25 protein-coding genes and 1 pseudogene are annotated in these 26,350 nt (G+C 64.2%); 14 read left to right on the forward strand and 12 right to left on the reverse strand.

From position 1 onward, the window contains the following. Window positions 1–201: 201 nt before the first annotated feature. The 4 genes from tpx to ACTORR_RS01885 all read right to left on the reverse strand — a co-directional run bounded on the left by tpx (window position 202) and on the right by ACTORR_RS01885 (window position 4,903). The gene (tpx, locus tag ACTORR_RS01870; RefSeq protein ID WP_054886591.1) at window positions 202–702 is read right to left on the reverse strand and encodes a thiol peroxidase; all 501 of its coding nucleotides are present in this window, start codon (window positions 700–702) and stop codon (window positions 202–204) included. Window positions 703–869: 167 nt separating this feature from the next. Then, window positions 870–2,150 (reverse strand): serine/threonine transporter, encoded by a 1,281-nt coding sequence (locus ACTORR_RS01875; protein WP_099813664.1) that lies wholly within the window; start codon window positions 2,148–2,150, stop codon window positions 870–872. A gap of 313 nt (window positions 2,151–2,463) precedes the next feature. Then, entirely contained in the window at window positions 2,464–3,660 is a 1,197-nt protein-coding gene (locus tag ACTORR_RS01880; RefSeq protein ID WP_313364573.1) for an amino acid aminotransferase, read from the reverse strand. 217 nt (window positions 3,661–3,877) lie between these two features. Further along, window positions 3,878–4,903 (reverse strand): Ldh family oxidoreductase, encoded by a 1,026-nt coding sequence (locus ACTORR_RS01885; RefSeq protein ID WP_099813661.1) that lies wholly within the window; start codon window positions 4,901–4,903, stop codon window positions 3,878–3,880. A 143-nt stretch (window positions 4,904–5,046) separates the two neighbouring features. Here ACTORR_RS01885 and ACTORR_RS01890 point away from each other — a divergent pair, with 143 nt between their 5' ends. From ACTORR_RS01890 to ACTORR_RS01940, 11 genes are all read left to right on the forward strand, one after another. Continuing rightward, window positions 5,047–5,919, forward strand: coding sequence for a MurR/RpiR family transcriptional regulator (locus ACTORR_RS01890; RefSeq protein WP_054886595.1), 873 nt, complete (start codon window positions 5,047–5,049; stop codon window positions 5,917–5,919). 21 nt (window positions 5,920–5,940) lie between these two features. Continuing rightward, on the forward strand, window positions 5,941–6,693 hold the full coding sequence (locus ACTORR_RS01895; RefSeq protein ID WP_054886596.1) for a transporter substrate-binding domain-containing protein: 753 nt from the start codon (window positions 5,941–5,943) through the stop codon (window positions 6,691–6,693). Between the two features lie 174 nt (window positions 6,694–6,867). Further along, window positions 6,868–7,587 carry an ABC transporter permease gene (locus ACTORR_RS01900; RefSeq protein WP_054886597.1) on the forward strand — a complete coding sequence of 240 codons (720 nt, stop codon included), beginning with the start codon at window positions 6,868–6,870 and terminating at the stop codon, window positions 7,585–7,587. Continuing rightward, a complete protein-coding gene (locus tag ACTORR_RS01905; protein WP_054886598.1) occupies window positions 7,584–8,294 on the forward strand; it encodes an ABC transporter permease in 711 nt (236 codons plus the stop codon). The genes ACTORR_RS01900 and ACTORR_RS01905 overlap by 4 nt, the downstream gene beginning before the upstream one ends. Before the next feature lie 15 nt (window positions 8,295–8,309). Then, entirely contained in the window at window positions 8,310–9,554 is a 1,245-nt protein-coding gene (locus ACTORR_RS01910; protein WP_441343521.1) for an NAD(P)/FAD-dependent oxidoreductase, read from the forward strand. A 22-nt stretch (window positions 9,555–9,576) separates the two neighbouring features. Next, window positions 9,577–10,359, forward strand: a complete 783-nt coding sequence (locus tag ACTORR_RS01915) for an amino acid ABC transporter ATP-binding protein (RefSeq protein ID WP_054886600.1) — start codon at window positions 9,577–9,579, stop codon at window positions 10,357–10,359. 297 nt (window positions 10,360–10,656) lie between these two features. Beyond that, window positions 10,657–11,466, forward strand: coding sequence for a gamma-glutamyl-gamma-aminobutyrate hydrolase family protein (locus tag ACTORR_RS01920; protein WP_054886601.1), 810 nt, complete (start codon window positions 10,657–10,659; stop codon window positions 11,464–11,466). A 607-nt stretch (window positions 11,467–12,073) separates the two neighbouring features. Further along, window positions 12,074–12,985 (forward strand): 5-dehydro-4-deoxyglucarate dehydratase, encoded by a 912-nt coding sequence (gene kdgD, locus ACTORR_RS01925; protein ID WP_054887618.1) that lies wholly within the window; start codon window positions 12,074–12,076, stop codon window positions 12,983–12,985. A 103-nt stretch (window positions 12,986–13,088) separates the two neighbouring features. Then, the gene (locus tag ACTORR_RS01930; RefSeq protein WP_099813658.1) at window positions 13,089–14,453 is read left to right on the forward strand and encodes an MFS transporter; all 1,365 of its coding nucleotides are present in this window, start codon (window positions 13,089–13,091) and stop codon (window positions 14,451–14,453) included. Between the two features lie 78 nt (window positions 14,454–14,531). Beyond that, the gene (gene garD, locus ACTORR_RS01935; RefSeq protein WP_313365868.1) at window positions 14,532–16,085 is read left to right on the forward strand and encodes a galactarate dehydratase; all 1,554 of its coding nucleotides are present in this window, start codon (window positions 14,532–14,534) and stop codon (window positions 16,083–16,085) included. 185 nt (window positions 16,086–16,270) lie between these two features. After that, complete coding sequence (locus ACTORR_RS01940; RefSeq protein WP_441343522.1) at window positions 16,271–17,851, forward strand: aldehyde dehydrogenase (NADP(+)); 1,581 nt, start codon at window positions 16,271–16,273, stop codon at window positions 17,849–17,851. A 107-nt stretch (window positions 17,852–17,958) separates the two neighbouring features. Here the strand turns inward: ACTORR_RS01940 and ACTORR_RS01945 are convergent, their stop codons facing one another. Beyond that, window positions 17,959–18,708: a FadR/GntR family transcriptional regulator gene (locus ACTORR_RS01945; protein WP_054887622.1), complete on the reverse strand. Its 750-nt coding sequence runs from the start codon at window positions 18,706–18,708 to the stop codon at window positions 17,959–17,961. A gap of 144 nt (window positions 18,709–18,852) precedes the next feature. On the opposite strand from ACTORR_RS01945, the gene ACTORR_RS01950 reads away from it, so the two are divergent. Continuing rightward, window positions 18,853–19,536, forward strand: coding sequence for a DUF998 domain-containing protein (locus ACTORR_RS01950; protein ID WP_313365731.1), 684 nt, complete (start codon window positions 18,853–18,855; stop codon window positions 19,534–19,536). Window positions 19,537–19,576: 40 nt separating this feature from the next. After that, window positions 19,577–19,906, forward strand: coding sequence for a hypothetical protein (locus ACTORR_RS01955; RefSeq protein ID WP_262108218.1), 330 nt, complete (start codon window positions 19,577–19,579; stop codon window positions 19,904–19,906). 54 nt (window positions 19,907–19,960) lie between these two features. Here ACTORR_RS01955 and ACTORR_RS01960 read toward each other — a convergent pair. The 3 genes and pseudogenes from ACTORR_RS01960 to ACTORR_RS01970 all read right to left on the reverse strand — a co-directional run. Continuing rightward, window positions 19,961–20,260 (reverse strand): annotated as a pseudogene (locus ACTORR_RS01960) (LysR substrate-binding domain-containing protein); the annotation flags it as partial. 120 nt (window positions 20,261–20,380) lie between these two features. Then, entirely contained in the window at window positions 20,381–20,851 is a 471-nt protein-coding gene (locus tag ACTORR_RS01965) for an OsmC family protein (RefSeq protein ID WP_313365732.1), read from the reverse strand. Window positions 20,852–20,883: 32 nt separating this feature from the next. Next, entirely contained in the window at window positions 20,884–22,098 is a 1,215-nt protein-coding gene (locus ACTORR_RS01970) for a YeeE/YedE family protein (RefSeq protein WP_313365733.1), read from the reverse strand. A 158-nt stretch (window positions 22,099–22,256) separates the two neighbouring features. On the opposite strand from ACTORR_RS01970, the gene ACTORR_RS01975 reads away from it, so the two are divergent. Beyond that, a complete protein-coding gene (locus ACTORR_RS01975) occupies window positions 22,257–23,165 on the forward strand; it encodes a LysR family transcriptional regulator (RefSeq protein WP_099813652.1) in 909 nt (302 codons plus the stop codon). Here the strand turns inward: ACTORR_RS01975 and ACTORR_RS01980 are convergent, their stop codons facing one another. From ACTORR_RS01980 to ACTORR_RS01995, 4 genes are all read right to left on the reverse strand, one after another. Continuing rightward, window positions 23,166–23,672 carry a DMT family transporter gene (locus tag ACTORR_RS01980; RefSeq protein WP_054887628.1) on the reverse strand — a complete coding sequence of 169 codons (507 nt, stop codon included), beginning with the start codon at window positions 23,670–23,672 and terminating at the stop codon, window positions 23,166–23,168. A 141-nt stretch (window positions 23,673–23,813) separates the two neighbouring features. Continuing rightward, window positions 23,814–24,392 (reverse strand): hypothetical protein, encoded by a 579-nt coding sequence (locus ACTORR_RS01985; protein ID WP_054887629.1) that lies wholly within the window; start codon window positions 24,390–24,392, stop codon window positions 23,814–23,816. 148 nt (window positions 24,393–24,540) lie between these two features. Beyond that, complete coding sequence (locus tag ACTORR_RS01990; protein ID WP_054887630.1) at window positions 24,541–25,830, reverse strand: PQQ-dependent sugar dehydrogenase; 1,290 nt, start codon at window positions 25,828–25,830, stop codon at window positions 24,541–24,543. Further along, a complete protein-coding gene (locus tag ACTORR_RS01995; RefSeq protein ID WP_099813649.1) occupies window positions 25,827–26,255 on the reverse strand; it encodes a DUF2231 domain-containing protein in 429 nt (142 codons plus the stop codon). Before ACTORR_RS01995 ends, ACTORR_RS01990 begins: the two co-directional genes overlap by 4 nt. Between the last annotated feature and the right edge of the window lie 95 nt (window positions 26,256–26,350).

Below are 26,350 nucleotides of genomic sequence, written 5' to 3' on the forward strand. Positions count from 1 at the left end.
AACGAAAACGGCCCGGAAAAGGTTCCGGGCCGTTACAGGGTATTGCTTTGAGCTGTGATGGGTTGAAGAGTTCCTTCACCTGTTCCGGCCTATTCGCGGGTAAACCCGCTCCTACAGGTATTACACCGTCCCTGTGGGAGCGGGTTTACCCGCGAATGGGCCGGGACAGGCTGATACTGCACACCCTGCCCTAAGCGATCCTTACTTCAGTACAGCCAAGGCTGCGTCGTAGTTCGGCTCGTCGGCGATCTCGCCAACCAGCTCGCTGTGCAGCACCTTGTCGTTCTCATCCAGTACGACCACAGCGCGGGCAGCCAGGCCGGCCAGCGGGCCGTCGGCGATGGCGACGCCATAGTTCTCCAGGAATTCGGCGCCACGCAGGGTGGACAGGTTCTTCACGTTGTCCAGGCCTTCGGCACCGCAGAAGCGCGCCTGGGCGAACGGCAGGTCGGCCGAGATGCACAGGACGACGGTGTTGGCCACGTCGTTGGCCTGGGCGTTGAACTTGCGAACCGACGTGGCGCAGGTCGGGGTGTCGACGCTCGGGAAGATGTTCAGCACCTTGCGCTTGCCGGCGAAGTCCTTCAGCGACTTGTCAGCCAGGCCTTCACCGACCAGGGAGAAAGCCGGGGCCTGGGCACCGACCTGTGGCAGAGTGCCGTTGACCTGAACCGGGTTGCCTTTGAGGGTCACTTGAGCCATGACGAAATCCTTATGCGGGGGTTTGAAAAGGACACTGAGTTAATCATGAAGGCGGCCGGGTGCCTATGGGGGCATTGAAATTGTTCTATTTCCGTACAATTACTGTGGACAAAAAAAAGCCCGGATGGCGACAAACGCCCCGGGCTTTTTCCGATTCAGGCAGTGAGTCAGCTGATCAGGCTGTACACCACGGAGGTCAGCGCAACCAGGCCGACCACCACCACGAACACGTTCGACAGCGCACCACTGTATTGGCGCATCGACGGCACGCGACGGATGGCGTACATCGGCATCAGGAACAGCAGCACGGCGAGGATCGGGCCGCCGAGCGATTCGATCATGCCAAGGATGCTCGGATTGAGGGTGGCGACGATCCAGCAGACCACCAGCATCAGCGCGGCGACCACGCGGTCCAGGGTCTTGGCGCCTGGGCGGGCACCGGCCTTGGCGATGATGCCCTTGAGGCCTTCACTGGCACCGATGTAGTGGCCCAGGAATGACTTCGCAATGGCGACAAAGGCGATCAGTGGCGCGGCAAAGGCAATGGTCGGATTGCTGAAGTGGTTGGCCAGGTACGACAGGATCGACAGGTTCTGCGCCTTCGCCTCGGCCAGCTGGGCGCTGCTCAGGGTGAGCACGCAGCTGAACACGAAGAACAGCACCATCACCACCATCAGCAGGTGGGCACGGCGCAGTATCTGGCCGCTGCGCTCGTCGGCGTGTTCGCCATAGCTGCGCTTCTGGTCGACGGCGAAGGCCGAGATGATCGGCGAATGGTTGAACGAGAACACCATCACCGGAATGGCCAGCCACAGGGTGTGCAGGAAGGCCGAGCCCGACGGCACCTGGGCGGCGCTGTCGAGGATGCCACCGGTCCAGTGCGGAATCAGGTACAGACCCAGTAGCCCCAACGCAACGATGAACGGGTACACCAGCAGGCTCATGACCTTGACCGTGGCCTGCTCGCCGCAGCGCACGATCGCCAGCAGGCCAAGGATCAGCACGAATGACAGCACTGCCCGTGGTGGCGGCGCCATGTGCAGTTGGTGCTCCATGAAGCTGCTGACGGTGTTGGTCAGCGCCACGCTATAGATAAGCAGGATCGGGAAGATGGCGAAGAAGTACAGCACGGTGATCAGCGCACCGGCCTTGATGCCGAAGTGCTCTTCGACCACTTGGGTGATGTCGCCGCCGCTACGCCCGGACAGCACGAAGCGGGTCAGGCCACGGTGCGAGAAATAGGTCATCGGGAAGGCCAGCGCGGCCAGGATCAGCAGCGGCCAGAAGCCGCCCAGACCGGCGTTGATCGGCAGGAACAAGGTGCCTGCGCCGATGGCCGTGCCGAACAGGCCCAGCATCCAGGTGGTGTCGTTACGCGACCAGCTGCCGAGGGTGGCGGGGGTCGATTCTGCAAAGCGTTGTTCAACGCTTGGGGCCTGCTCATTCATTCCGGGTGAAGCTCCACTCGCAAGACTGCAACAGGCTGAGAATGGCGAAATTGCGTGATCGCCCAACTCAACCGGGAAAGAGGGGCGCGATTGTGCACCGAAAGGTTGCACTTGCGAAGCCCCTTTCCGAGAGGCGGTTGCACTTGTCTTTACAAGCAGGTTGCACAGATGGGGCTGATTGCAGGAGCGGCCTTGTGTCGCGAAAGGGCTGCGCAGCGGCCCCAGATCTGTGCAGAGCCACAGATTGCTGGGGCCGCGTTGCGGCCCTTTGGCGACACAAGGCCGCTCCTGCAAGGGCTGCGCAGAACCGCAATTACTTCTGTACTGCGGCGAACGCCTCGGCAACCCGCTGCAGGTTGGCTGGGCGCAGGCCAGACATGCACACCCGGCCGCTGTCGATCAGGTACACGCCGAACTCGTCACGCAGGCGACGCACCTGCTCGACGCTGAAGCCGGTGTAGCTGAACATGCCGCGCTGGCGCAGGAAGAACTGGAAATCCTGGCCTGGCAGCAGCACCGCCAGGGCATCGACCAGCGCCTCGCGCATGTCGAGGATGCGCTTGCGCATCACTTCCACCTCTGCGGCCCACTGGGCGTTCAGCGCGGCATCGCCGAGCACGCCTGCCACCAGCTGGGCACCGAAGTTGGGCGGGCTGGAGTAGTTGCGACGCACGGTGGCCTTGAGCTGGCCGAGCACGCTCTGGGTGGTGGCTTCGTCGTCGCAGACCACTGACAGGCCCCCTACCCGCTCGCCGTACAGCGAGAAGATTTTGGAGAACGAGTTGCTGACCAGGCACGGCACACCGGCACGGGCCATTTCGCGGATGGCGTAGGCGTCTTCCACCAGGCCTGCGCCGAAGCCCTGGTAGGCGATGTCGAGGAACGGAATCAGCTGGCGCGCCTTGACCACTTCCACCACCTGCTGCCACTGGGCCGGCTCGAGGTCGGCACCGGTCGGGTTGTGGCAGCACGGGTGCAGCAGCACGATGCTGTTGGCCGGCAGGCCTTGCAGGGCCTGCAGCATGCCGTCGAAGTCGACGCCACGGCTGGCCTGGTCGAAGTACGGGTAGGTGTGCACCTTGAACCCGGCACCTTCGAAAATGGCACGGTGGTTGTCCCAGGTCGGGTTGCTGACCCAGACTTCCGACTGCGGGAAGTAGCGCTTGAGGAAGTCAGCACCGACTTTCAGCGCGCCGGAGCCGCCGACGGTCTGCACGGTGGCCACGCGCTTGCCGGTCACGGCCGGGTGGTCGGCACCGAACAGCAGCGCCTGGATCGCCTGGCGATAGCTGGCCAGGCCTTCCATCGGCAGGTACAGCGAGGCTTCATGGGCCTGGCCGGCAATGCGCTTTTCCACCGCATCCACCGCTTCCAGCTGCGGCACCACACCGGCCTCATCGTAGTACAGGCCGATACTCAGGTTGACCTTGTCGGCGCGCGGGTCGGCCTTGAAGGTTTCCATCAACGAGAGGATCGGGTCGCCGGCATAGGCATCGACATGTTTGAACACAGCGTGCAGCTCCTTGGATCAGGACAGTTCGGAAAGACTGCCCTGAGGATACCCGGAGTCGGGCCCAAGGAACATCACATAAGTGCAAGGTTGTCTATGCAACTTTGCACAGCTGGGGATTCGCGCTGGATTCTTCGCGGGCATGCCCGCTGCCACAGGGATATCACAGCCCTTGGGACTGTGCAGTACCTGCGGGCTTGCCCGCGAAGAGGCCGGATCAGCCAAGCAATTCTTTCAGTCCTTGCAACTCTTGTTCAGTCACCGCCACCCCTTCCCGCTCGGCCTGTTTCCGCTCGCGGTAGCGACGCTCGCCTGGCATGCGCGACAACCCGGCGGCTTGCATGTGCTCAACCAGTTCGCGGCTGCGCTGGGCAAACCGGTCACCTTCGGCCTTGCTTGGGTCGATGACGATGATCAGTTGCCCGGTCCACGGTGTTTTCGCCCCCGGGTGGCCGGACCAGTCGAATTCCCAGGAGAAATGCCCGCCGGTCAGCGCCGCCGCCAGCAACTCGACCATCATCGACAGCGCCGAACCCTTGTGCCCGCCAAATGGCAACAGCGCGCCGCCTTCGAGAATGGCCTTGGGGTCGGTGGTCGGCTGGCCCTGGGCATCCACGCCCATGCCCTCGGGCAATGCCTGGCCGGCCCGCGCAGCGATCTGCACATCGCCGTGGGCCATGGCGCTGGTGGCCATGTCGAATACGATCGGGTCATGCCCGGCGCACGGCGCGGCGAAGGCGATCGGGTTGGTGCCGAACAACGGTTTGCGCGCACCGTGCGGCACCACGCAGGTCATGCTGTTGACCACGCTCAGCGCCACCAGGCCCTCATCGGCAAAGGGTTCGACATCCGGCCACAGTGCGGCGAAATGGTGCGAGTTGTGGATCGCCAGCACGGCAATGCCGGCGCTGCGGGCCTTTTCCACCAGCAACCGACGCGCTGCGGCCAGGGCGGGCTGGGCGAAACCACCGGCGGCATCCACGCGCACGTAGCCTGGCGCCAGGTCGGTCACCTGGGGGATGGCACGCCCGTCGACCCAGCCACTGGCCAGGGTCGAAACGTAACCGGGGATACGGAACACGCCATGGCTGTGGGCGCCATCGCGTTGGGCACTGGCGCAGTTGTGGGCCAGCACGTTGGCCACCGCCTCGCTGCAACCGTGCTGCTGGAGGATCGCTTGCAACAGCCCCTGCAGCTCGGCGAAGGGCAGGCGCACGAGCGGGCTGGCGGAAGGTGCGGACATCTGTAGCTCCTTTCTTGGAATTGGAATGGCAACAGCGTATGCAACGACAAAAACTTTCCGATAAGTGACAGCTATCTGTCAAATGTTGACTCTATGACAGAAAACAGCCATTTTCTATTCCACGCCTCACCTGGAGCCGCAGCATGAGCCAACCGATCAAGCAACGCCTGGAAAACAGCCTGCAAGGGGCCGCAGCCTCAGGCCGCAAGATCGCCAGCTACATGCTCGCCAACCTGCACGAACTGCCGTTCCAGACCTCGGCCAGCATTGCCGCCAAGCTGGGTGTCAGCGAGTCCAGTGTCGGGCGTTTCTGCCGCTCCCTCGGTTATGCCCATCTCAAGGCCCTCAAACAAGACCTGCAGAGCGACCTCGGCGACGGCCCCTGGCTGATGGGTGATCGCCTGCAAGAATACCGCCAGAACCAGGATGACCGCGACAACGCCGGCAGCCTCGAGCGGGAAATCGCGGCCCTGGTGCGCGTGCACGAATACCGCCAGAGCGACGCCTGGCACGCCGTGGCCCAGCGCCTGGCCGAAAAGCCCCGGGTGTGCATCGCCGGCTTCCAGACCGAACGCGGCATTGCCATGTGCATGAGCCACCTGCTGCAGTACCTGCGCGATGGCGTGCAACAGGTCGATGGCAGCGCCGGGCACTTCGGCGACGTGCTGCTCGGCCGCAGCGAAGACACCGCGCTGGTGGTGTTCGAGGCCCGCCGCTATTCGCGCCATGCCCTGCAGCTGTGCCAGAAGGCACGCGCCGCCGGCATCCCGGTCACCTTGGTGACCGACACCTTCTGCGACTGGGCCGATGCCCATGCCGACGAAGTGTTCCGCATCCCCACCGAATTCAACCTGTTCTGGGAATCCACCGCGACCATGCTGTCGTGGGTGCACCTGATGGTCAACGAGGTCTGCAAGAAGCTCGGGCCTGATGTTGAAAAACGCTTGGAAGCAACTGCCGCTCTACATAACGAGTTCGTCGGCTACACCTCGTGGCCGGCGGGCAAACAACAATAGCAAGAGTGCAAGAGGTGCGAGATGAACAAGACCATGGCTATGCTGGGTGCGTGTGCCCTGCTGCTGGCGGGCAACGCCAGCGCCGAGACCCTGCGCTTCGCCACCGAAGGTGCCTACCCGCCCTTCAACTATGTCGATGCCGATAACCAGCTGCACGGCTTCGACATCGACATCACCCATGCCCTGTGCGAGCAGATGAAAGTCGAATGCACCCTGGTTGCCCAGGACTGGGAAGGTATCATTCCCGCCTTGATGGCGCGCAAGTACGACGCGGTGGTGGCCTCGATGATCGATACCGAGGAACGGCGCAAGAAAATCGCCTTCACTGATCACTACTACCGCACCCCGCTGACCGTCGCTGTGGCCAAGGACAGCAAGATCGGCGACGCCCAGACCAAGTTCGACGGCTACACGGTCGGCGCCCAGTCGTCCTCGACCCAGGCCATCTATGCCGAAGACGTGTATGCCAAGGCCGGCGCCGAGGTGAAGCTGTACCCGACCATGGACGAGGCCAACGCCGACCTTGCCGCCGGGCGCCTGGACGGGGTGATCGCCGACAAGTTCCCGCTGCACGAGTGGATGAACAAGAACGGCGGCGACTGCTGCAAGATCCTTGGCGATGTAGCCAACACCAAGGCCGACGCTGCGATAGCCGTGCGCAAGGACGATGACGCCCTGCGCCAGCGGCTGAACACCGCACTGGCCGAGATTGTCGCCAACGGCACCTACCAGAAGATCGCCAGCAAGTACTTTGCCTTCGATATCTACAACTGATCCGTAGAAAGTCTTTGCGAAATCCCTGTAGGAGCGGCCTTGTGTCGCGAAAGGGCCGCATAGCGGCCCCGGCAATCTGTGCTGCTGCATAAATCCTGGGGCCGCTGCGCAGCCCTTTCGCGACACAAGGCCGCTCCTACACAGAGACCGCATTACCCGCCCAAGGGGTTCGTCATGCTCGATCAATTGTCCTTGCTGTCCTTCGCCAGTGGTGGCTGGGGCCAGGCGCTGCTGGCCGGCGCCCTGGTCACCGTTTCTCTGGCCCTCGCCTGCCTGCCCATCGGCCTGCCGCTGGGCCTGGCCGTAGCCCTGGCGGCGCGTTCGCGCAAGCGCCTGCCACGCGCCTGGGCCACCACCTTTTCCACCGTATTCCGCGGCCTGCCCGAGCTGCTGACCTTGCTGATCATCTACTACGGCTGCCAGATCGCCGCGCAAAAGCTGCTGGCGGCGATGGGTTATGAAGGCGAATTCCTGATCAACACCTTCCTGGCCGCGATGATCGCCTTCAGCCTGGTGTTCGCAGCGTTCTCCAGCGAGATCTGGCTGGCGGCATTCAAGACCCTGCCCAAAGGGCAACTGGAGGCCTGCTCGGCGCTGGGCCTGAGCAAGCGCACCGGGTTCTTCAAGGTGGTGCTGCCGCAACTGACGCGCATCGCCCTGCCGGGCCTGTCGAACAATTGGCTGTCGTTGCTCAAGGACACGTCGCTGGTATCGACCATCTCGCTGGTCGACCTGATGCGCCAGACCAACCTTGCGGTCAGCGTGACCAAGGAGCCGATGTTCTTCTATGGCGTTGCCTGCCTGGCTTACCTGCTGTTCTCGGCCGCCTCGGGACGGGTGTTCGCCTATATCGAGCGGCGCAGCAACCGCCACCTGCAAGGAGCACGCGCATGAGTGCCGAACAACTGCTGGGCCTGGTACTGGACCCGGACCTGCTGGAGCGCTATGGGCCGCGCTTCGTCGATGGCCTGCTGGTGACCGCCAAGCTGGTGGCAATCTCCTTCAGCCTGGGCGCCGTGCTCGGCCTGTTGCTGGCCCTGGCGCGCCTGTCGCGCCACTCGCTGCTGCAACGCTTGGCGGCCGGCTACATCTACTTCTTCCGCGGCTCGCCGCTGCTGGCCCAGCTGTTCCTGTTGTATTACGGCCTGGGCTCGCTCAAAGGCTTCTGGCAGGACCTCGGCCTCTGGTGGTTCTTCCGTGAAGCCTGGTTCTGCACGTTGCTGGCGTTCACCCTCAACACCGCCGCCTACCAGGCCGAGATCTTCCGCGGCAGCCTGATGGCCGTTGCGCCGGGCCAGTACGAAGCGGCACGGGCGCTGAACCTCAAGCGTTCAACCACCTTCTTCAAGGTCATCCTGCCGCAATCGTTGCTGGTGGCCATCGGGCCGCTGGGCAACGAGCTGATCCTGATGATCAAGGCCAGCGCCATCGCCTCGCTGGTGACCCTCTATGACTTGATGGGCGTGACCAAGCTGGCGTTCTCGCGCAGTTTCGACTTCCAGATCTACCTCTGGGCCGCGGTGCTCTACCTGGTGATCGTCGAACTGGTCCGACGCGTGCTCAAACACCTGGAAGCCCGCCTGGGCCGCCACCTGAACTGACCGAAGGATATATCCATGCATTGCCAGACCCTTGTCCTCGGCGCCGGCATCGTCGGTGTCAGCACCGCACTGCACCTGCAGGCCCGCGGGCGCCAGGTGATCCTGCTCGACCGCGACGACCCCGGCACCGGCACCAGCCATGGCAACGCCGGGCTGATCGAGCGCTCCAGCGTGATCCCCTATGCCTTCCCGCGGCAATTCGGCGCCTTGCTGCGCTATGGCCTGAACCGCCAGCCCGATGTGCGCTACAGCGTGCTGCACTTGCCCAAGGCGGCGCCGTGGCTGCTGCGCTACTGGCAACAGTCGGCGCCCGGGCGCCTGGCCGGGGCGGCGGCCGACATGCTGTCGCTGGTCCAGCGCAGCGTCGAGGAACATGATGCACTGGTCCAGGCGGCCGGCCTTGAAGGGCTGATCCAGGCCAAAGGCTGGATCGAGGTGTATCGCACCCCGGCGCTGTTCGAGCAGGCCAAGGCCGAGCTCAAGGGCCTGGCCCGTTACGGCCTGCAGTACGAAATCCTCGAACGTGGCCAGCTGCAGGCGCGCGAGCACCAGCTCGACAGCACGGTGGTTGGCGGCATCCATTGGCTCGATCCGAAGACCGTCACCAACCCCGGCGCCCTCACCCGTGGCTATGCCGCACTGTTCGTACAGCGCGGCGGGCAGTTCGTGCATGGCGATGCGCGCAGCCTGCGCCAGGTCGACGGCCGGTGGCAGGCCGACAGCCAACGGGGGCTGATTACCGCCGAGGAGGTGGTGGCCTGCCTCGGGCCACAGTCGGGCGACCTGTTCGAGCGCCTGGGCTACCGCATTCCGCTGGGCATCAAGCGTGGCTACCACATGCACTACAGCACCCGCGAGGGTACCCAGCTGCTGCATGCGATCTGCGACACCCAGGGTGGCTATGTGCTAGCCCCGATGGCCCGCGGCGTGCGCCTGACCACCGGTATCGAGTTCGCTGCCAGTGACGCACCGGGCAACGAGATCCAGCTCAAGCGCTGCGAAGCGCTGGCCCGCAAGCTGTTCCCGGCGCTGGGTGAGCGCCTTGATGACAAGCCCTGGCTCGGCCGCCGGCCATGCCTGCCCGACATGCGTCCGGTAATCGGCCCTGCGCCACGGCATAAAGGCCTTTGGTTCAATTTCGGCCACGCCCACCACGGCCTCACCCTGGGCCCGGTCAGCGGCCGCCTGGTGGCCGAGCTGCTCACAGGCGAGCGCCCTTTCACTGACCCTGCGCCTTACAGCGCGGCACGTTTCGACTGACACCCAGCGGGAGAACAACAACATGACCGCCCCCATGAGCGTTGCCAGCCTTGCCCCCGAAACTGACCCTCGTCCGGAGCTGATCCGCATCGAGGGCCTGAACAAGCACTATGGCGCCTTCCATGTGCTGCACGACATCGACCTGCAGGTGCGCGAAGGTGAGCGCATTGTCCTGTGTGGCCCGTCCGGTTCGGGCAAATCGACGCTGATCCGTTGCATCAACCGCCTGGAAATCGCCGAACAGGGCAGCATCCGGGTTGCCGGCATCGACCTGGCCGCCAACACTCGCCAGGCGGCCCAGGTGCGCAGCGAGATCGGCATGGTGTTCCAGCACTTCAACCTGTTCCCGCACATGAGCGTGCTGGACAACTGCCTGCTCGCCCCCACCAGCGTGCGCGGCCTGTCGCGCAAGGACGCCGAGGAACGGGCGCGCATGTACCTGAGCAAGGTAGGTATCGAGAGCCAGGCGCACAAATACCCCAGCCAGTTGTCCGGTGGTCAGCAGCAGCGCGTGGCCATCGCCCGGGCGCTGTGCATGAAGCCGCGGATCATGCTGTTCGACGAGCCGACCTCGGCGCTCGACCCCGAGATGGTCGCCGAGGTGCTGGACGTACTGGTGCAACTGGCCGGCACCGGCATGACCATGCTGTGCGTCACCCATGAAATGGGCTTTGCCCGCCAGGTGGCGGAGCGGGTGCTGTTCCTCGAAGGCGGGCAGATCATCGAGGACAGCCCGCCCCAGGTGTTCTTCAACCAGCCGCGCACTGCACGGGCCAAGGCCTTCCTGGCGCAGATACTGCACTGAGCGGTCGATCATTGCAGCGCTGCAATGAACCGACTGCGTCGTTAAATATAATTGACCATACCCCCCGCCAAACCCTTGCCGGCTCAGGCTCGCAAGGGTTACACCCCCGTAATTCGGCGCCCTAACCGCTTTTTGCTCGTTTGACATATCGAACGGCTCTGGCAAGCTATCTACAAGCCCCGACCGGAATCGTCCTGTGATGAGCCGGCAGTGCTCGGGACTTCAGGTAGCACAATTTGGCCACCGGCCGTGCACCTGCACAACAACGACAGGCAGAGCCCTGTCATAAGGTGACATATGTCCAACAGCAACATTGGCAACAAGCAACCTTCCCTGCGCAAACCCGTCGTCCTGATGACCATGGGCAGCCAAGAGCGCAAAGGCCATGACTATCAGGTCATGACCCACAAATACATCACCCCGCTGGTCGACTTCGCCGATTGCGTCCCGGTACTGGTGCCCACCTGCTGTGGCATCGATGACCTGGAGACCTATCTGGACATGGCCGACGGCGTGTACCTGACCGGTGCCGGTAGTAACATCGACCCGACCCTGTACGGCCAGGAAAACGAAACCCCCGGCAAAGGCCAGGACAAGAACCGCGACCTGTTCGACATCCCGCTGGTGAAGGCGGCGCTCAAGCGCGGCCTGCCGATCTTCGGCATCTGCCGCGGCATGCAGGAAATCAACGTTGCCCTGGGCGGCGACATTTACCAGAAGGTCTACGCCGAGCCTGGCTTCAACGACCATCGGGAAAACCCGGAAGACCCGGTCGATGTGCAATACGCCCAGGTGCATGGCGTGAAGATCAAGCCGGACAGCTGGCTGCGTGAGACCCTGGGCACCGACGAGATCCGCGTCAACTCGCTGCACGGCCAGGGCCTGCGCAACCTCGGCGCCGGCATCGAGCCGATCGCCCACGCCGAAGATGGCCTGGTCGAGGCGATCCACGCTCCAAGCATCTCGCCGTTCCTGTTTGCCGTGCAGTGGCACCCGGAATGGCAAGCGGCGAAGAACCCTGATTCGATCAAGATCTTCCAGGCCTTCGGCGACGCCTGCCGCGCCCAGGTGCGCAAAAGCCAGATCAAGCGCCAACAGGCGGCCTGACACCCGGTTTCAGCTTCGTTAGCTTTGATCGCGGGGCGGCGCAAGGTCGCCCCCGCTTCCCCGGTCACCCTCTGCTGGTCCCAGAACACTTCCCGTGGAAGCGGGCGGCGGGCTTGTGCCTGTCTCCGCGATCGTTTTTTTGTTTCCCTCCTCTCAAGAGATACGATGACTGCCTAGTGGTCGTCGTTAGATTTTCTGCGCCTGTCAGATCGAGCGCCGCCCGCGCGGCGCATCGCGGGCAAGCCCGCTCCCACATCTGTTTCGGGCCAGTCACTCCTGTACCGCCAACAGGATCTGCCTTGGTGCATGACTGGAGACAGGTGGAGCGGCATCAGCGCCCACCGAGATGCATCGCCATGCCAACTAGGCGGTCCCTGTTGGCTTCATAGGAGTGACTGGCCCGAAACAGATGTGGGAGCGGGCTTGCCCGCGATGCGCCGCGCGGGCGGCGCTCGATATCCGCCCCCACACACACCTCGAACCGATCACCTAGACGCCCACACAAAAATTTATGCAAGGGGACTAGTCATCGCCTTAGTTGTACGATAACTTACCTCTAACGCAGAACAACACCCTACACCCCAAGCGCCACAGGATGCCTACAACAATGACCCCACAAGAACTGAAATCCATCCTCTCCCACGGCCTGCTGTCTTTCCCGGTCACCGACTTCAATGCCCAGGGCGACTTCAACCAGGCTGGCTACATCAAGCGCCTGGAGTGGCTCGCCCCTTACGGCGCCAGCGCCCTGTTCGCCGCCGGTGGCACCGGTGAGTTCTTCTCCCTGGCCGCCAGCGAATACAGCCAAGTGATCAAGACGGCGGTCGACACCTGCGCCAGGTCGGTGCCAATCCTCGCCGGCGTCGGTGGTTCCACCCGCCAGGCCATCGAATACGCACAAGAAGCCGAGCGCCTGGGCGCCAAGGGCCTGCTGCTGCTGCCGCACTACCTCACCGAAGCCAGCCAGGACGGCGTTGCCGCCCACGTCGAAGCGGTGTGCAAATCGGTCAACATCGGTGTGGTGGTGTACAACCGCAACGTCTGCCGCCTGAACGCCAACCTGCTGGAACAACTGGCCGAGCGCTGCCCGAACCTGATCGGCTACAAGGACGGCCTGGGCGATATCGAACTGATGGTGTCGATCCGTCGCCGCCTGGGTGATCGTTTCAGCTACCTGGGTGGCCTGCCGACTGCCGAAGTGTATGCAGCGGCCTACAAGGCATTGGGTGTGCCGGTGTACTCTTCGGCAGTGTTCAACTTCATTCCGAAGACCGCGATGGACTTCTACCACGCCATCGCCCGCGACGATCACGCCACCGTGGCCAAGATCATCGACGACTTCTTCCTGCCGTACCTGGACATCCGTAACCGCAAGGCCGGCTACGCCGTGAGCATCGTCAAGGCCGGCGCTAGGATCGCCGGTTACGACGCAGGCCCGGTGCGTACCCCGCTGACCGACCTGACCGCCGAAGAGTACGAAATGCTCGCAGCACTGATGGACAAGATGGGCCCGCAATAAGCGCGCCCCGCGGCCTGCCAATGCCGCCACCGGAGTGGGCCTGCCCCACTCCGGCTACAACTCGTGAGCCCGCACAAAAATAACTAGTGGGAGTGTTTACAGCATGCAAGCGACTAAAAAGACGCATGTGCGCTACCTGATCCTGTTCATGCTGTTCCTGGTGACCACGATCAACTACGCAGACCGAGCAACCATCGCTATCGCAGGCTCCAGCCTGCAGAAAGACCTCGGCATCGACGCCGTTACCCTTGGTTATATTTTCTCCGCCTTCGGCTGGGCTTACGTGGCCGGGCAGATCCCCGGTGGCTGGCTGCTGGACCGCTTCGGCTCGAAGAATGTCTATGCCTTCAGCATTTTCACCTGGTCGCTGTTCACCCTGCTGCAGGGCTTTGTCGGCGGCCTGCCGGTGGCCTGGGCGGTGGTGACCCTGTTCACCCTGCGCTTCCTCGTCGGTTTCGCCGAAGCCCCGTCGTTCCCGGGTAATGCCCGTATCGTCGCGGCCTGGTTCCCGACCCAGGAACGCGGCACCGCGTCGGCAATCTTCAACTCGGCTCAGTACTTCGCCACCGCACTGTTCGCCCCGATCATGGGCTGGATCGTGTTCAGCTTCGGCTGGGAGCACGTGTTCGTGGTCATGGGCGCGCTGGGCATCGTGTTCTCCATGGTGTGGCTGAAGACCATCTACAACCCGCGCCAGCACCCACGCATCAGCCAGAGCGAGCTTGAGCACATCGAGCAGAACGGCGGCCTGGTCGACATGGATCAGAAGCGCGGCAACGACGGCCCGAAATGGGGCTATATCAAGCAACTGCTGACCAGCCGCATGCTGCTGGGCGTGTACCTGGGCCAGTACTGCATCAACGCGATCACCTACTTCTTCCTCACCTGGTTCCCGGTGTACCTGGTGCAGGAACGCGGCATGACCATCCTCAAGGCCGGCTTCATCGCCTCGCTGCCGGCGGTGTGCGGCTTCATTGGTGGCGTGCTGGGTGGGGTGATCTCGGACTGGCTGCTCCGCCGCGGCAACTCGCTGACCTTCTCGCGCAAGCTGCCGATCGTCTGCGGCCTGTTGCTGTCGACCACCATGGTCTTCTGCAACTATGTCGACGCCGAGTGGATGGTGGTCGGTTTCATGACCCTGGCTTTCTTCGGCAAAGGCATCGGTGCATTGGGCTGGGCGGTGGTGGCCGACACCTCGCCCAAGCAGATCGCCGGGCTGTCCGGTGGCCTGTTCAACACCTTTGGCAACATCGCCTCGATCACCACCCCGATCGTCATCGGCTACATCATCAGCGCCACCGGCTCGTTCAAGTGGGCCCTGGTGTACGTCGGCGCCAACGCCCTGGTGGCGGTGTTCAGCTACCTGGTGATCGTCGGCCCGATCAAGCGTATCGAGTTGCGCGAGGATGCCCCAAAGCCACAGCCTGAGCCGGTCGCCAACGGCGAACTGGCCAGCTCGCGGCACTGACCGAGCACGCCTGCGCCGGCAGAAGCCTGCGCGGGCGGATGTACAAAAGCCTGAGAACCTGACAAGTAGGGCCCAAACATGCAGTTGATCGAACATTCCGACTCGCCCCGCTACGTCCGCCTGCACGACGACGACAACGTCGTGGTGGTGGTCAACGACGGCGGCCTGGGCGAAGGCGCCCGCTTCGCCGATGGCCTGACCCTGGTCGAAGGCGTGCCCCAGAGCCACAAGGTTGCCACCGTGTCGATTGCCAAGGGCGAGCCGGTGCGTCGTTACGGGCAAATCATCGGGTATGCGCTGGAAGACCTGCGCCAGGGCAGCTGGGTGCAGGAAAGCCAGCTGGCCATGCCGGCCGCCCCCGAGCTGGACAGCCTGCCGCGCTGCGACGCAGTCCCGGATGCCCTGCCAGCGCTGGACGGTTTCACCTTCGAAGGCTACCGCAACGCCGACGGCACCGTCGGCACCCGCAACATCCTCGGCATCACCACCACCGTGCAGTGCGTGACCGGCGTGCTGGAGCACGCAGTCAAACGCATCCGCGCCGAATTGCTGCCCAAATACCCCAACGTCGATGACGTGGTCGCCCTCACCCACAGCTATGGCTGCGGCGTGGCGATCAACGCCCGCGACGCCTATATCCCGATCCGTACCGTGCGCAACCTGGCGCGCAACCCCAACCTCGGTGGCGAGGCGCTGGTGATCAGCCTGGGTTGCGAAAAGCTCCAGGCTGGCCAGGTGATGCACGACAACGACCCGTCGGTGGACCTCAGCGAGCCCTGGCTGTATCGCCTGCAGGACGCGAGCCTCGGCTTTGCCGAGATGATCGAGCAGATCATGGGCCTGGCCGAAACCCGCCTGAAGAAGCTCGACCAGCGCCGCCGCGAAACCGTGCCGGCCAGCGAGCTGATCCTTGGCATGCAGTGCGGCGGCAGTGATGCCTTCTCCGGCATAACCGCCAACCCGGCGCTCGGCTTTGCCGCCGACCTGCTGGTGCGCGCTGGCGCCACCGTGCTGTTCTCGGAAGTGACCGAAGTACGCGATGCCATCTACATGCTCACCTCGCGCGCCGAAAACCAGGAAGTCGCCGATGCCCTGGTGCGCGAGATGGACTGGTACGACCGCTACCTGCAACAAGGTGCAGCAGACCGCAGCGCCAACACCACGCCGGGCAACAAGAAAGGCGGCTTGTCGAACATCGTCGAGAAGTCCCTCGGTTCGATCGTCAAGTCCGGCAGTGGCGCCATTCAGGGCGTGCTTGGCCCAGGCGAGCGGGTCAACCGCAAGGGGCTGATCTTCTGCGCCACCCCGGCCAGCGATTTCGTCTGCGGCACGTTGCAACTGGCCGCCGGCATGAACCTGCACGTGTTCACCACCGGCCGTGGCACGCCGTATGGCCTGGCCATGGCGCCGGTGGTCAAGGTCTGTACCCGCACCGAGCTGGCCCAGCGCTGGCCGGACCTGATCGACATCGACGCCGGGCGCATCGCCAGTGGCCGCTCGACCATCGAAGAACTGGGCTGGGAACTGTTCCACTACTACCTCGACGTGGCCAGCGGCCGCAAACAGACCTGGGCCGAACAGCACCGCCTGCACAACGACATCACCCTGTTCAATCCGGCACCGATCACCTGATGAATCGGGCTGGCTCGCAACCCCCATGTGTCGCGATCCCTGTGGGAGCGGGTTTACCCGCGAAGCAGGCGACTCGGTGCATGGCACCGGCTTCGCCGGTGTTCGCGGGTAAACCCGCTCCCACAGGGGCAAGCCGACCGGCCTGAATTGCCTTATTCCTTCAGCTACTTCAACAGGAGCACCCCATGCCTGAGATCCTCGGCCACAACTTCATCGCCGGCCAGCGCAGCGCCGCTGGTTCGCAACGCCTGCAGAGCCTGGACGCCACCACCGGCGAAGCCCTGCCCTACAGCTTCGTCCAGGCCACCGAGGCCGAAGTGGACCAGGCAGCCACCGCCGCTGCAGCCGCGTTTGTCGAATTTCGCAACCTGAAACCGGCCCGCCGCGCCGAATTCCTCGAGGCCATCGCTGCCGAACTGGACGAACTGGACGACGCCTTCGTCGCCATCGTTTGCCGCGAAACCGCCCTGCCCGCCGCTCGTATACAGGGCGAGCGCGGTCGCACCAGCGGCCAGATGCGCCTGTTCACCCAGGTGCTGCGCCGGGGCGATTTCCTCGGTGCGCGCATCGACCTGGCGCTGCCCGAGCGCCAACCGCTGCCGCGGGTAGACCTGCGCCAGATGCGCATCGGCGTCGGCCCGGTCGCCGTGTTCGGTGCCAGCAACTTCCCGCTGGCCTTCTCGACTGCCGGTGGTGACACCGCCGCAGCCCTGGCCGCCGGTTGCCCGGTAGTGTTCAAGGCGCACAGCGGCCACATGGCCACCGCTGACCTGGTCGGCTGTGCCATCCAGCGCGCCGCCGAGCGCACCGGCATGCCCAAAGGTGTGTTCAACATGGTGTTTGGCGCTGGCGTCGGCGAACCGCTGGTCAAGCACCCGGCCATTCAGGCCGTCGGCTTCACCGGTTCGCTGAAGGGCGGTGACGCCCTGTGCCGCATGGCGGCCGAGCGCGCGCAACCGATTCCGGTGTTCGCCGAGATGTCCAGCATCAACCCGGTGATCATCCTCCCAGGTGCCCTGGCCAAGCGCGGCGAGGCCATCGCCCGCGAGCTGGCCGGCTCCGTGTGCATGGGTGCCGGGCAGTTCTGCACCAACCCGGGCCTGGTGATCGGCCTGCAGTCAGCGCAGTACAGCCAGCTGCTCAGCGACCTTGGCCAGCACCTGGACCAGCAGGCCGGGCAGACCATGCTCAATGCGGGTGGCCTGCGCAGCTACGTTGGCGGCCTGGAGCACTTGCGCGCCCACGCCGGTATCGAGCATCTGGCCGGCCAGGCCCAGGAAGGCAGCCAGGCCCGTGCCCAGCTGTTCAAGGCCGATGCCCGCCTGCTGGTGGAGGCCGACCCGCTGCTGCAGGAAGAAGTGTTCGGCCCGACCACCGTGGCGGTCGAGGTCAAGGACAATGCGCAACTGCGTGACGCCCTGCTCGGCCTGCGCGGCCAGCTGACCGCGACGCTGATCGGCGAGCCGGAGGACTTCGAGGCCTTCGCCTGGCTGGTGCCGCTGCTGGAAGAGAAAGTCGGCCGTATTCTGGTCAACGGCTACCCGACCGGTGTGGAAGTGTGTGACGCGATGGTCCACGGCGGCCCGTATCCGGCCACTTCCGACGCGCGTGGCACCTCGGTCGGCACCCTGGCCATCGACCGCTTCCTGCGCCCGGTGTGCTACCAGAACTACCCGCAGGCGCTGTTGCCGGAGGCATTGCGTGACGGCAACCCGCTGGGGCTGCGTCGCCTGGTCAACGGGCAGTGGAGTGAAGGGACGGTCTGAGTACCCTGAAGCAAGAAAGCCCCGCATCAGCGGGGCTTTTCTTTATCGCCTGTCCCGGCCTCTTCGCGGGCATGCCCGCGAAGAGGCCGGCACAAGTCATGGAGGCCTCAGGCACCCTGCGCCTCGGCTGCTTCATGGGCCTGGCGCAAGCGCTCGCGGCTGTTGCTAAGGTGCATGCGCATGGCCATCTTCGCCCCTTCGCTGTCGCGCCGGGCGATGGCTTCGTAGATGGCTTCGTGCTCGTGCATCAGGCGGCTCATGTAATGCGCCTGGTCATCATGGGCCAAGCGCGCCGAGTTCAACCGGGTACGCGGAATGATGCTGGTCCCCAGGTGGTTGATGATATCGGCGAAATAATGGTTGCCGCTGGCCTGGGCAATGCGCAGGTGGAACTGGAAGTCCGCCGATACTGCATCGGTGGCATGCGCCGCGCCTTCGTTGAGCTCGTCCAGCGCCGCACGCATGCCAGCCAGCTCTTCATCGCTGCGCCGTTGTGCCGCCAGGCCTGCCGACTCGATTTCCAGGGCGATGCGCAGCTCCAGCACCGCCAGCACCTCGCGCAAGGTCACCACGGTCGCCGGGTCGATACGGAAACCCCCGGTCGCCGGCGCATCCAGCACGAAGGTGCCGATGCCATGGCGCGTCTCGACCTGCCCGGCCGCCTGCAGCCGGGAGATCGCCTCACGCACCACGGTACGGCTGACACCCTCCTCGGCCATGATCTGCGACTCGGTCGGTAGCTTGTCGCCGCGCTTGAGCTGGCCGCTGCGAATGCGCTCGGTCAGCACCGTGACCAGTTCCTGGGCCAGACTGCGCGGCTTGCGCCGGGTCCTAGCCTGTACCTGCTGCTCTGTCATGCCCTGTATTTCACCTTGAAAGACAGCCGTCATCATAACGCAAGCAGTTGTACGATCACATACACCCGACGCGGTATTTCTTGCCAGGGCCAGCAGCCGTGAATTCAGGTACAGTAAGCCTTGTCCATGGAAGGAAAGCCCTGTATGAAACCGCTCGACCGTACCTTGCTCGCCTGCGGCCTGCTGATCCCTTTCTGGCTGCTGCTAGGTGTCTGGTTCACCGCCCAGGCCTACCCCGGCTATGACCACCTGCAACAGGCCATGAGCCAACTTGGCGCCACAGGTGCCCCGACGCAACACTGGTCACCGCTGCTGAACAACTTCCCCCTGGCTTTGCTCTTTGCCTTGTTCGCCCTGGGCCTGGCGCGGCGCTGGCGTGCCTCGAAACTGGCGCTGCTGAGTGCTGCGCTGGTCCTGCTGCATGGCCTTGGCAGCCTCGGCACCGGCCTGTTTCCCTGCGACCAGGGCTGTGCGCCCGCCGAGCCGTCCACCTCGCAGCAACTGCATAACCTCAGCGGTTTGCTGATGTTTTTGTCGTTGACGCTTGCCAGCGCGCTATGGGCCTGGCTCGGCAAGCGCCTGGCCGGCTCAAAGGCCTTGGGCTGGTTTTCTCTGGGGTGCCTGATTGCTGCGCTGGTCAGCGTCGTCCTCATGGCCCAGGCCGCACAAAGCGGCCAGCTGTTTGGCCTGTACCAACGGCTGAACTACGGCGTGTCGGTCACGTGGGTTGCCGGCCTGGCGTGGAGCAGCCTGCGCCCGCACTGGCAAATCGCTTTTCCATCGCCACTACGTGATAGGAAAATGCTGGCCCCCAGGCATCGCCAGTGAAGGCAAACTCCGTTCATCTTCATATGCTTAGGACAGCAACATGCGAACAATTCTAGCAACGTTGGCCGGCTGCCTACTGGCCACTGTCGGCTTCGGCGCCCAGGCCAAGGCGCTGAGCCAGAACGATCGCAGCGTCTGTGGCTGGGGTTCGCAGATCGCCGCCGAGGCCCAGCAGGCCAAGCTCTCCGGGGTCACCCTGTATGCCACGCGCAAGAAGCTGCAGGTGCGCCGTTTCGACAAGCCATGGATGCGCATGACCGCCTTCGGCATCACCGAACAGACCTACAACAGCCGTTCGAAGCTGAAGCCGGCAGCGATCAAGCAGACGTATTACGAGCAATGCGTTCAGCACGCAGTGGCCAAACGATAAATCTATATATTTCAATTAGTTGAAATATCTTAATAATGTATTTTCGAGAATCAGTCAGCCCTGGTTCCGCCAGGGCGGGCCGTCCTTGAAGTGTTCCTCGATCCAGGCCTTGAACGCCCCCATGGCGGCGCTGTTCAGCCGCGCCGAGGGGTGCACCTGGTAGATACCCGCTGCCACGTCCAGCTGCCATTGCGGCAGCACCCGCACCAGACGCCCGGCCGGGAGGTCCTCGCCCGTCAGCCAGTCGCCACCTGCAAAAATGCCCACGCCACGCCGCGCGGCCTCAAGCAGTGCCTCGTTGTCGTTGCCGCGTAACGAGCCGCTGACCCGCACGCTCATCTCCTGCTTTCCACTGTTAAGCCGCCATTTAGGAAATGATCGTAAGTCACTGAATTAAATACAGTTATGGTCGGCAGGCGGAATTCGAACAATCGGACCAGGTGCAGATGATTGCAGCACCTGGTGAAGCAATGCTCAGCCGGGATAGACCGGCTCGCAGCGCACTTCAGTCTTCACCGAGTTGGCGATGAAACAGGCGTCGTGGGCCAGATGATGCAGCTGATCGAGCTGCTCCGCCGTTGGCTGGCGCTCCCCGGAGAACTCGACCCGCGGTCGCAGGGTGACCACGGTCATTGCCATGCGCCCGGCTTCATTGCGCGCCATCACCCCTTCGGCGTCGTCGGCATAGTGCTCGACGCAAAAGCGTTGCTTGGCCGCCAGCGACAGGAACCACAGCAGGTGGCAGCTGGACAGCGCGGCAATGAAGGCCTCTTCCGGGTCCACGGCCGAGGCATCGGACATGGGCAACGGCACTAAATCGGGCGACGACGACCCCGGCACCTCGATGCCGCCGTCGAAGCGCCACAGGTGCCGGCGGCTGTACTGGTTACCGAGAAAATCCTGGCCTTCGCGAGCCCAAGCCACATGAGCGGTGTATTGCGCCATTCGAACCTCCTTGTTCAATTGATCGATTGATTTCAGCAGCCGCTGAGCGCCACCGGGCGGCGTTCGCCGGCGAAGAACATCGGCCGCAGGCGCACGCCGATCAGGTTGCCGGCGTAAGCCGCAATCAGCCACAGCCAGCCATGCACGCTACCCGACGCGATACCGCTGAAGTAGGCGCCGATATTACAGCCGTAGGCCAGCCGCGAACCATAGCCCAGCAGCAGGCCACCGATCACCGCGGCGATCAGCGATGGCAGCGGGATTTTCAGGCTGGGCGCAAAGCGGCCTGCCATGCCTGCCGCCATCAGTGCGCCGAGCACGATGCCGATGTCCATCACCGTGGTGATGTCTTGCCACAGCGGCGCAGCCAGCGCCTTGGCATTGGCAGGCGCCTGCCAGAAAACCCAGCTGCCGACGTCCACGCCGAAGCTGGAAAGGGTCTTGGCGCCCCACAGCGCAAAGGCCGAAGTGATACCCCACGGGCGCCCGGCCAGAGCCAGGGTGGCGTAGTTGAGCAAGGCCAGGGCAATCGCGCCCCACAACAGCGGCCAAGGGCCGCGCAGGAAGCGGCGCAGGCCGTGATGCTCGCTGCTCGGTGGTGCTTCCAGGGTGCCATGACGACGCTTTTCCAGCACCACCGTGGCCCAGGCGATCAGCGCGAACACGGCCACGCTGACCAGCAGCGCAGGCACCACGCCCCAGGCCTGGACAATCGAAGTGGCCGGGAACGACGGCAGCGCGAACCACCAGTCGGCATGCTGGGTGGCGCTGACCGAGCCGATGATGAAGAAAAGCAGGGTCACCAGCATCCGCGCATTGCCGCCGCCGACCGTGAACAACGTGCCCGAGGCACAGCCGCCCCCCAGTTGCATGCCGATGCCGAAGATGAACGCGCCGAACACCACCGATACGCCAGCGGGCGCGACCAGGCCGGTAACCGGGGTGCCGAACAGGCTGCCGGCCGACAGCGCCGGGAAGAACAACAGCACGGCCAGGGTCAGCATGACCATCTGCGCACGCAGGCCGGCGCCCCGGCGCTCGTTGATGAACACGCGCCAGGCCGAGGTGAAGCCAAAGGCAGCGTGATAGAGCGTCAGGCCCAGGGCGGCGCCGACCATCAGCAGCAGCACCTGCTTGAAGCCGGCGTTGAGGTTGAGGAACCAGGCGCCGGCCAGCAGCAGGGCCAGGGCGATCAAGGGCGCACCGAGGCGGCGCGGTTCGGGTGTGGCGGTTGCGGAAAGACCCATTGAAATACTCGGATTACAGTGAAACGGGGGGGCGAGTATAACCCCGTCAGGTGCTTTGTGTGGCCTGTACCGGCCCCTTCGCGGGCAAGCCCGCGAAGGGGCCGGTACATCTGTTAGGCTGATAGTCACCTGTCAAAGCCATCAAAAGCATTCGCCCCATGGATGAACTGCGCAAGATCGACCTCAACCTGCTGCTCACCCTGCACGCCCTGCTCAGCGAAAAGCACGTGACCCGCGCCGCCCTGCGCCTGCACCGCAGCCAACCCGCCGTCAGTCATGCCCTGGCGCAGCTGCGTGCACACTTCGACGACCCGTTGCTGATCCGCCAGCACGGCCAGATGGCCCTGACCGCCCGCGCCCAGTCCCTGGCCAAACCGCTGCAGGATGCCCTCGGCAGCCTGAACGGCCTGCTGGCCGCGCCACAATTCGACCCTGCCCAAGCCCGGCGCCGCTTCAGGCTGTCGCTGTCCGACTACTCCTCGCGCATCATCCTGCCGCCGCTGGTGCGCCACCTGCGCCAGGTCGCATCCGGCGTCGATCTGGCCATCAGTCAGGCCAGCCGCGAAACCATGCTCGCGCAGTTGCTCGATGGCGAACTCGACCTGGCCTTGGGCATCTTCCCGGAACTGCCTGCCGACATCACCGCCCAGACCTTGTTCGAAGACCGCTTCATCAGCGTCGCCGATCGCCAGGTGCTACCGGCCAAGGGCGGGCTTACGCTGGATGACTGGCTGGCACGCCCGCACGTGCTCATGGCCATGCACCCGGATGCCCACGATGAGATCGAGCGGGCCTTGGCCGAGCAAGGCCTGCACCGGCATATTGCCCTGGCGCTGCCGCACTGGAGCGCTGCCGTCGAGGTGCTCGCGGGCACCGACCTGGTCCTCACCGTTGCCCGCCGTGCGGTAGGCCCGATGCGCCAGCATCCGTCACTGCGCGAGTTCACGCCGCCACTGCCGGTGCCTGCCCTCGCCTATCAACAGGCTTGGCATGGGCGAAAGGACAGCGACCCCGGCCATCGCTGGCTGCGTGAGGCGGTCTGGGCGTGCAGCCAGCCCGGGCACTGATCAGCGCTCGATCACGGCCTGGCCGGACGACGGGGTCGAGGTCCAGCCGCCCTGCACCAGCAACACGCCACCCAGGATCAGTAGCACGCCGGCAACCCTGGCCAGGTTCACTGGCTTGCTGGCAACGCCCATCAGCCCGAAGTGATCGACGATCACCGAGGTCAGGATCTGCCCTGCCACCACCAGCACCAGGAAACCCGCCGTACCCAGCTTAGGTGTCAAGGCTGCGGCACCCGCCACATAGAGGGCGCCCAGCACACCACCGATCCAGAGCCACCATGGGCCCTGCAGCGCTTTGCTCAGGTCAGGCATGGGCACCCGCAGGATCAGCAACGCCGTGATGATCACCACCGAACTGACCGTCAACGAGGTGAAGGCGCCCCACAACCAGTGCCCCAGCGCACGGCCGACGGCAGCGTTGCTGGCGGCCTGATACGGCAGTACGAAGCCCGCAAGCAGGGCCATCATCACGGGAAGGAATGCAAGCAGCAGGGTCTTGAAGGACATGATAAGTCTCATCTGAAGTCAGGATGAGACCATGATCGGCAAATCGACAGTGTTTATGGAAATCGAAAGGGTGCACATGATGTATTCGTTACACGCATGCTGGCGAATGCGGGCCTGCCGAAGCGTTCCCGCAGTCAGACCTCAACGCCAGGTATCGACCCGCAGCACTTCGGTGTAGATCGCATCGACGGTCTGGCCGACCTTGAGGTTCTTCATCCGCTTCTGCAGGTCCGGGTTCTCGACCTTGACCACCTGCAGCTTGCCTTCTGGCGGCAACAGGGTCACTTCATGTGTCTTCAGGTCGATTTTCTTGATCTGCGAGGTTACTCGAACCTGACGGAACGCTTCGCCGCCCGGGTTGGGATTGTCCTTGGTGGCGCGAATGGTGCCGGATTCCTCACTCGCTTTAGGCGCGCCGCCCACATTGCTGTTGAGCACGTAGGCGATTGCCCGGGTGACATAGATATCGACGTTGTCACCGACCTTCAGGTTGGGCAGTGCCTTGGCCTTTTCCGTCAGTTGCAGGGTGACATCCTTGTCGTTCGGCCCTTTTACCGTGACTTGGCGGTTGGCCAGGTCGATGGCAGTGACCTGGGTTTTGACGTGGCTTTCCAGCGCCTCACTGCCAATCGGAATCTCGGCAGCCTGCACCGTGAAGGTGGCAGCGGACATCAGCGTGGCGAGGGCAACAGCGCGAGCGAGCGTGCTAATAGGATTCATAGGCCTGCTTCCATGTGTTCAAGACCGGGTTTGCGCGTGAAATGTTTACGCGCAAAGAAGCATAGCCATTGCCCGCCACTCTGCAGGCAAACGCCCGCACTGCTGCACATTTCAACCCCTTGGCGTCAATAGGCGCGATCACCGTCGGTCAGTTACGCGTCACACGCCAGACGGTGTTGGCCAGGTCATCGGCAATGATCAACGCCCCGCGTGGGTCCACCGTCACGCCCACAGGCCGGCCTCGGGTCTTGCCATCTTCCCCGCGGAACCCGGTGGCAAAGTCGATCGGCTCACCCGCCGGTTTGCCCGCCTTGAACGGCACGAAGATCACCTTGTAACCCACCGGGTTCGGGCGATTCCAGCTACCGTGCTCGCCCACGAACACCCCGTCGGCAAACCGTTCACCCATGGCCGGGATGGAGAAGTCCACGCCCAGCGCGGCAACGTGCGACCCCAGGCTGTAATCCGGCTTGATCGCGGCCGCCACCTTTTCCGGGTTCTGCGGTTTCACCCGTTCATCGACGTTCTGCCCCCAGTAGCTGTACGGCCAGCCATAGAAGCCGGCCTCTCGCACCGAGGTGAGGTAGTCCGGCACCAGGTCCGGCCCCAGTTCGTCACGTTCGTTGACCACCGTCCACAACTGCCCGGTATCCGGCTGAATGGTCAGCGCCGTCGGGTTGCGCAAACCGGTGGCGTAAGGCTTGTGCGCCCCCGTCACGGCGTCGATCTGCCAGACCATGGCGCGGTCGATTTCCACCTCCATGCCACGCTCGGTGATGTTGCTGTTCGAGCCGATGCCCACGTACAGGTAGCGGCCATCAGGGCTGATGGTCAGTGCCTTGGTCCAGTGGTGATTGATCTCGGCCGGCAGGTCGGTGACTTTGGTCGGCGGGCCACCCGCCTTGGTCTGACCGTCCTGGTAGTCGAAACGTACCAGCGCATCCTGGTTGGCCACGTACAGCTTGCCGTCGGCAAAGGCCAGGCCGTAGGGCGCATTGAGGCCTTCGGCAAACACCGTCTGTAGCTCATACGTGCCATCGCCATCGGCATCGCGCAGCAGGGTCAGGCGGTTGCCACCCTTGACCTGGGTATTGCCCTTGGCCTTGATCTGGCTGGCAATCACGTCCTTGGGCTTGAGCTTGGCGGCGCTGCCGCCGCGCCCTTCGGCGACCAGGATATCGCCATTGGGCAGCACCAGGCTCTGGCGCGGGATCTTCAGGTCAGTGGCGATGGCCGTGATGCTGTAGCCCTCGGGCACGGTGGGCTTGCGCTCGCCCCACTGCGCCGGTTGCGCGATCTTCATGCTCGGCAGCAGGCCGCGCTCCGGGGCCGGCAGTTTCGGGTCGGGGCCCAGCGCCTGGGTCGGCTCACCGTCACCGCCACAGGCGGCCAGAAGCAGTGCCACGCTCAGCAGCGACATTCCATGCAATGGCTTCATGCCTCACCTCCCGAACCCAGGTTACTCATGCCCAGCCATGCCGCCACGCAGGCCAGCACGGTGACGATCACCGACAGCACCAGGCCCGCCGGCATGACCGCCCAGGCGTCCTTGGCATGTTCGAAGGCGTTGATCAGCCCCAACACCCAGGTCGCCAGCAACAGCAGCAAGTACAGCGTCGGCCGCCCGCCCTTGCGCGGGGCGCGGATCAGGTTGGCCAGGGCAAACAGCAGCGCCAGCCCGCAGAACAGCAAGCCTCCGGCAATCAGCCAGGCAGCGAAGTTGCTCCACTGGATCTGGTAGCTCTTGAAGTAGGCAATGTCGCTCAGCAGCGCGCCGAGAAACAGCGGAACCGTGCCGGCCAGCAGTATCCCGTGGAGCGGGCCGGGCGTGCATCGGTAGAGGGTTTGCTCAGTAGCGGTCACGGCGCCTCCTTATCAGTCGGTGACCCGGGGCTGAAGGACTGGCACAGGGCCTGGTCCATCAGGCGTGCGCAGGGTGCGCTTAAGAAGGGATCACC

The sequence above is a fragment of the Pseudomonas sp. SAR267 genome (genome assembly GCF_052077595.1).
GTDB lineage: Bacteria > Pseudomonadota > Gammaproteobacteria > Pseudomonadales > Pseudomonadaceae > Aquipseudomonas > Aquipseudomonas vlassakiae.

Excerpts from the sequence above, each read along its gene's own strand:
- ACTORR_RS01895 (WP_054886596.1), top strand. The coding sequence starts at position 5,941 with ATGAACAAGACCATGGCTATGCTGGGTGCGTGTGCCCTGCTGCTGGCG.
- ACTORR_RS01885 (WP_099813661.1), bottom strand. The coding sequence starts at position 4,903 with ATGTCCGCACCTTCCGCCAGCCCGCTCGTGCGCCTGCCCTTCGCCGAG.
- ACTORR_RS01920 (WP_054886601.1), top strand. The coding sequence starts at position 10,657 with ATGTCCAACAGCAACATTGGCAACAAGCAACCTTCCCTGCGCAAACCC.
- ACTORR_RS01910 (WP_441343521.1), top strand. The coding sequence starts at position 8,310 with ATGCATTGCCAGACCCTTGTCCTCGGCGCCGGCATCGTCGGTGTCAGC.
- ACTORR_RS01930 (WP_099813658.1), top strand. The coding sequence starts at position 13,089 with ATGCAAGCGACTAAAAAGACGCATGTGCGCTACCTGATCCTGTTCATG.
- ACTORR_RS01875 (WP_099813664.1), bottom strand. The coding sequence starts at position 2,150 with ATGAATGAGCAGGCCCCAAGCGTTGAACAACGCTTTGCAGAATCGACC.
- ACTORR_RS01890 (WP_054886595.1), top strand. The coding sequence starts at position 5,047 with ATGAGCCAACCGATCAAGCAACGCCTGGAAAACAGCCTGCAAGGGGCC.
- ACTORR_RS01945 (WP_054887622.1), bottom strand. The coding sequence starts at position 18,708 with ATGACAGAGCAGCAGGTACAGGCTAGGACCCGGCGCAAGCCGCGCAGT.
- ACTORR_RS01900 (WP_054886597.1), top strand. The coding sequence starts at position 6,868 with ATGCTCGATCAATTGTCCTTGCTGTCCTTCGCCAGTGGTGGCTGGGGC.
- ACTORR_RS01905 (WP_054886598.1), top strand. The coding sequence starts at position 7,584 with ATGAGTGCCGAACAACTGCTGGGCCTGGTACTGGACCCGGACCTGCTG.
- tpx (WP_054886591.1), bottom strand. The coding sequence starts at position 702 with ATGGCTCAAGTGACCCTCAAAGGCAACCCGGTTCAGGTCAACGGCACT.
- ACTORR_RS01965 (WP_313365732.1), bottom strand. The coding sequence starts at position 20,851 with ATGGCGCAATACACCGCTCATGTGGCTTGGGCTCGCGAAGGCCAGGAT.
- ACTORR_RS01940 (WP_441343522.1), top strand. The coding sequence starts at position 16,271 with ATGCCTGAGATCCTCGGCCACAACTTCATCGCCGGCCAGCGCAGCGCC.
- ACTORR_RS01950 (WP_313365731.1), top strand. The coding sequence starts at position 18,853 with ATGAAACCGCTCGACCGTACCTTGCTCGCCTGCGGCCTGCTGATCCCT.
- ACTORR_RS01985 (WP_054887629.1), bottom strand. The coding sequence starts at position 24,392 with ATGAATCCTATTAGCACGCTCGCTCGCGCTGTTGCCCTCGCCACGCTG.
- garD (WP_313365868.1), top strand. The coding sequence starts at position 14,532 with ATGCAGTTGATCGAACATTCCGACTCGCCCCGCTACGTCCGCCTGCAC.
- ACTORR_RS01970 (WP_313365733.1), bottom strand. The coding sequence starts at position 22,098 with ATGGGTCTTTCCGCAACCGCCACACCCGAACCGCGCCGCCTCGGTGCG.
- ACTORR_RS01915 (WP_054886600.1), top strand. The coding sequence starts at position 9,577 with ATGACCGCCCCCATGAGCGTTGCCAGCCTTGCCCCCGAAACTGACCCT.
- kdgD (WP_054887618.1), top strand. The coding sequence starts at position 12,074 with ATGACCCCACAAGAACTGAAATCCATCCTCTCCCACGGCCTGCTGTCT.
- ACTORR_RS01955 (WP_262108218.1), top strand. The coding sequence starts at position 19,577 with ATGCGAACAATTCTAGCAACGTTGGCCGGCTGCCTACTGGCCACTGTC.
- ACTORR_RS01975 (WP_099813652.1), top strand. The coding sequence starts at position 22,257 with ATGGATGAACTGCGCAAGATCGACCTCAACCTGCTGCTCACCCTGCAC.
- ACTORR_RS01990 (WP_054887630.1), bottom strand. The coding sequence starts at position 25,830 with ATGAAGCCATTGCATGGAATGTCGCTGCTGAGCGTGGCACTGCTTCTG.
- ACTORR_RS01980 (WP_054887628.1), bottom strand. The coding sequence starts at position 23,672 with ATGTCCTTCAAGACCCTGCTGCTTGCATTCCTTCCCGTGATGATGGCC.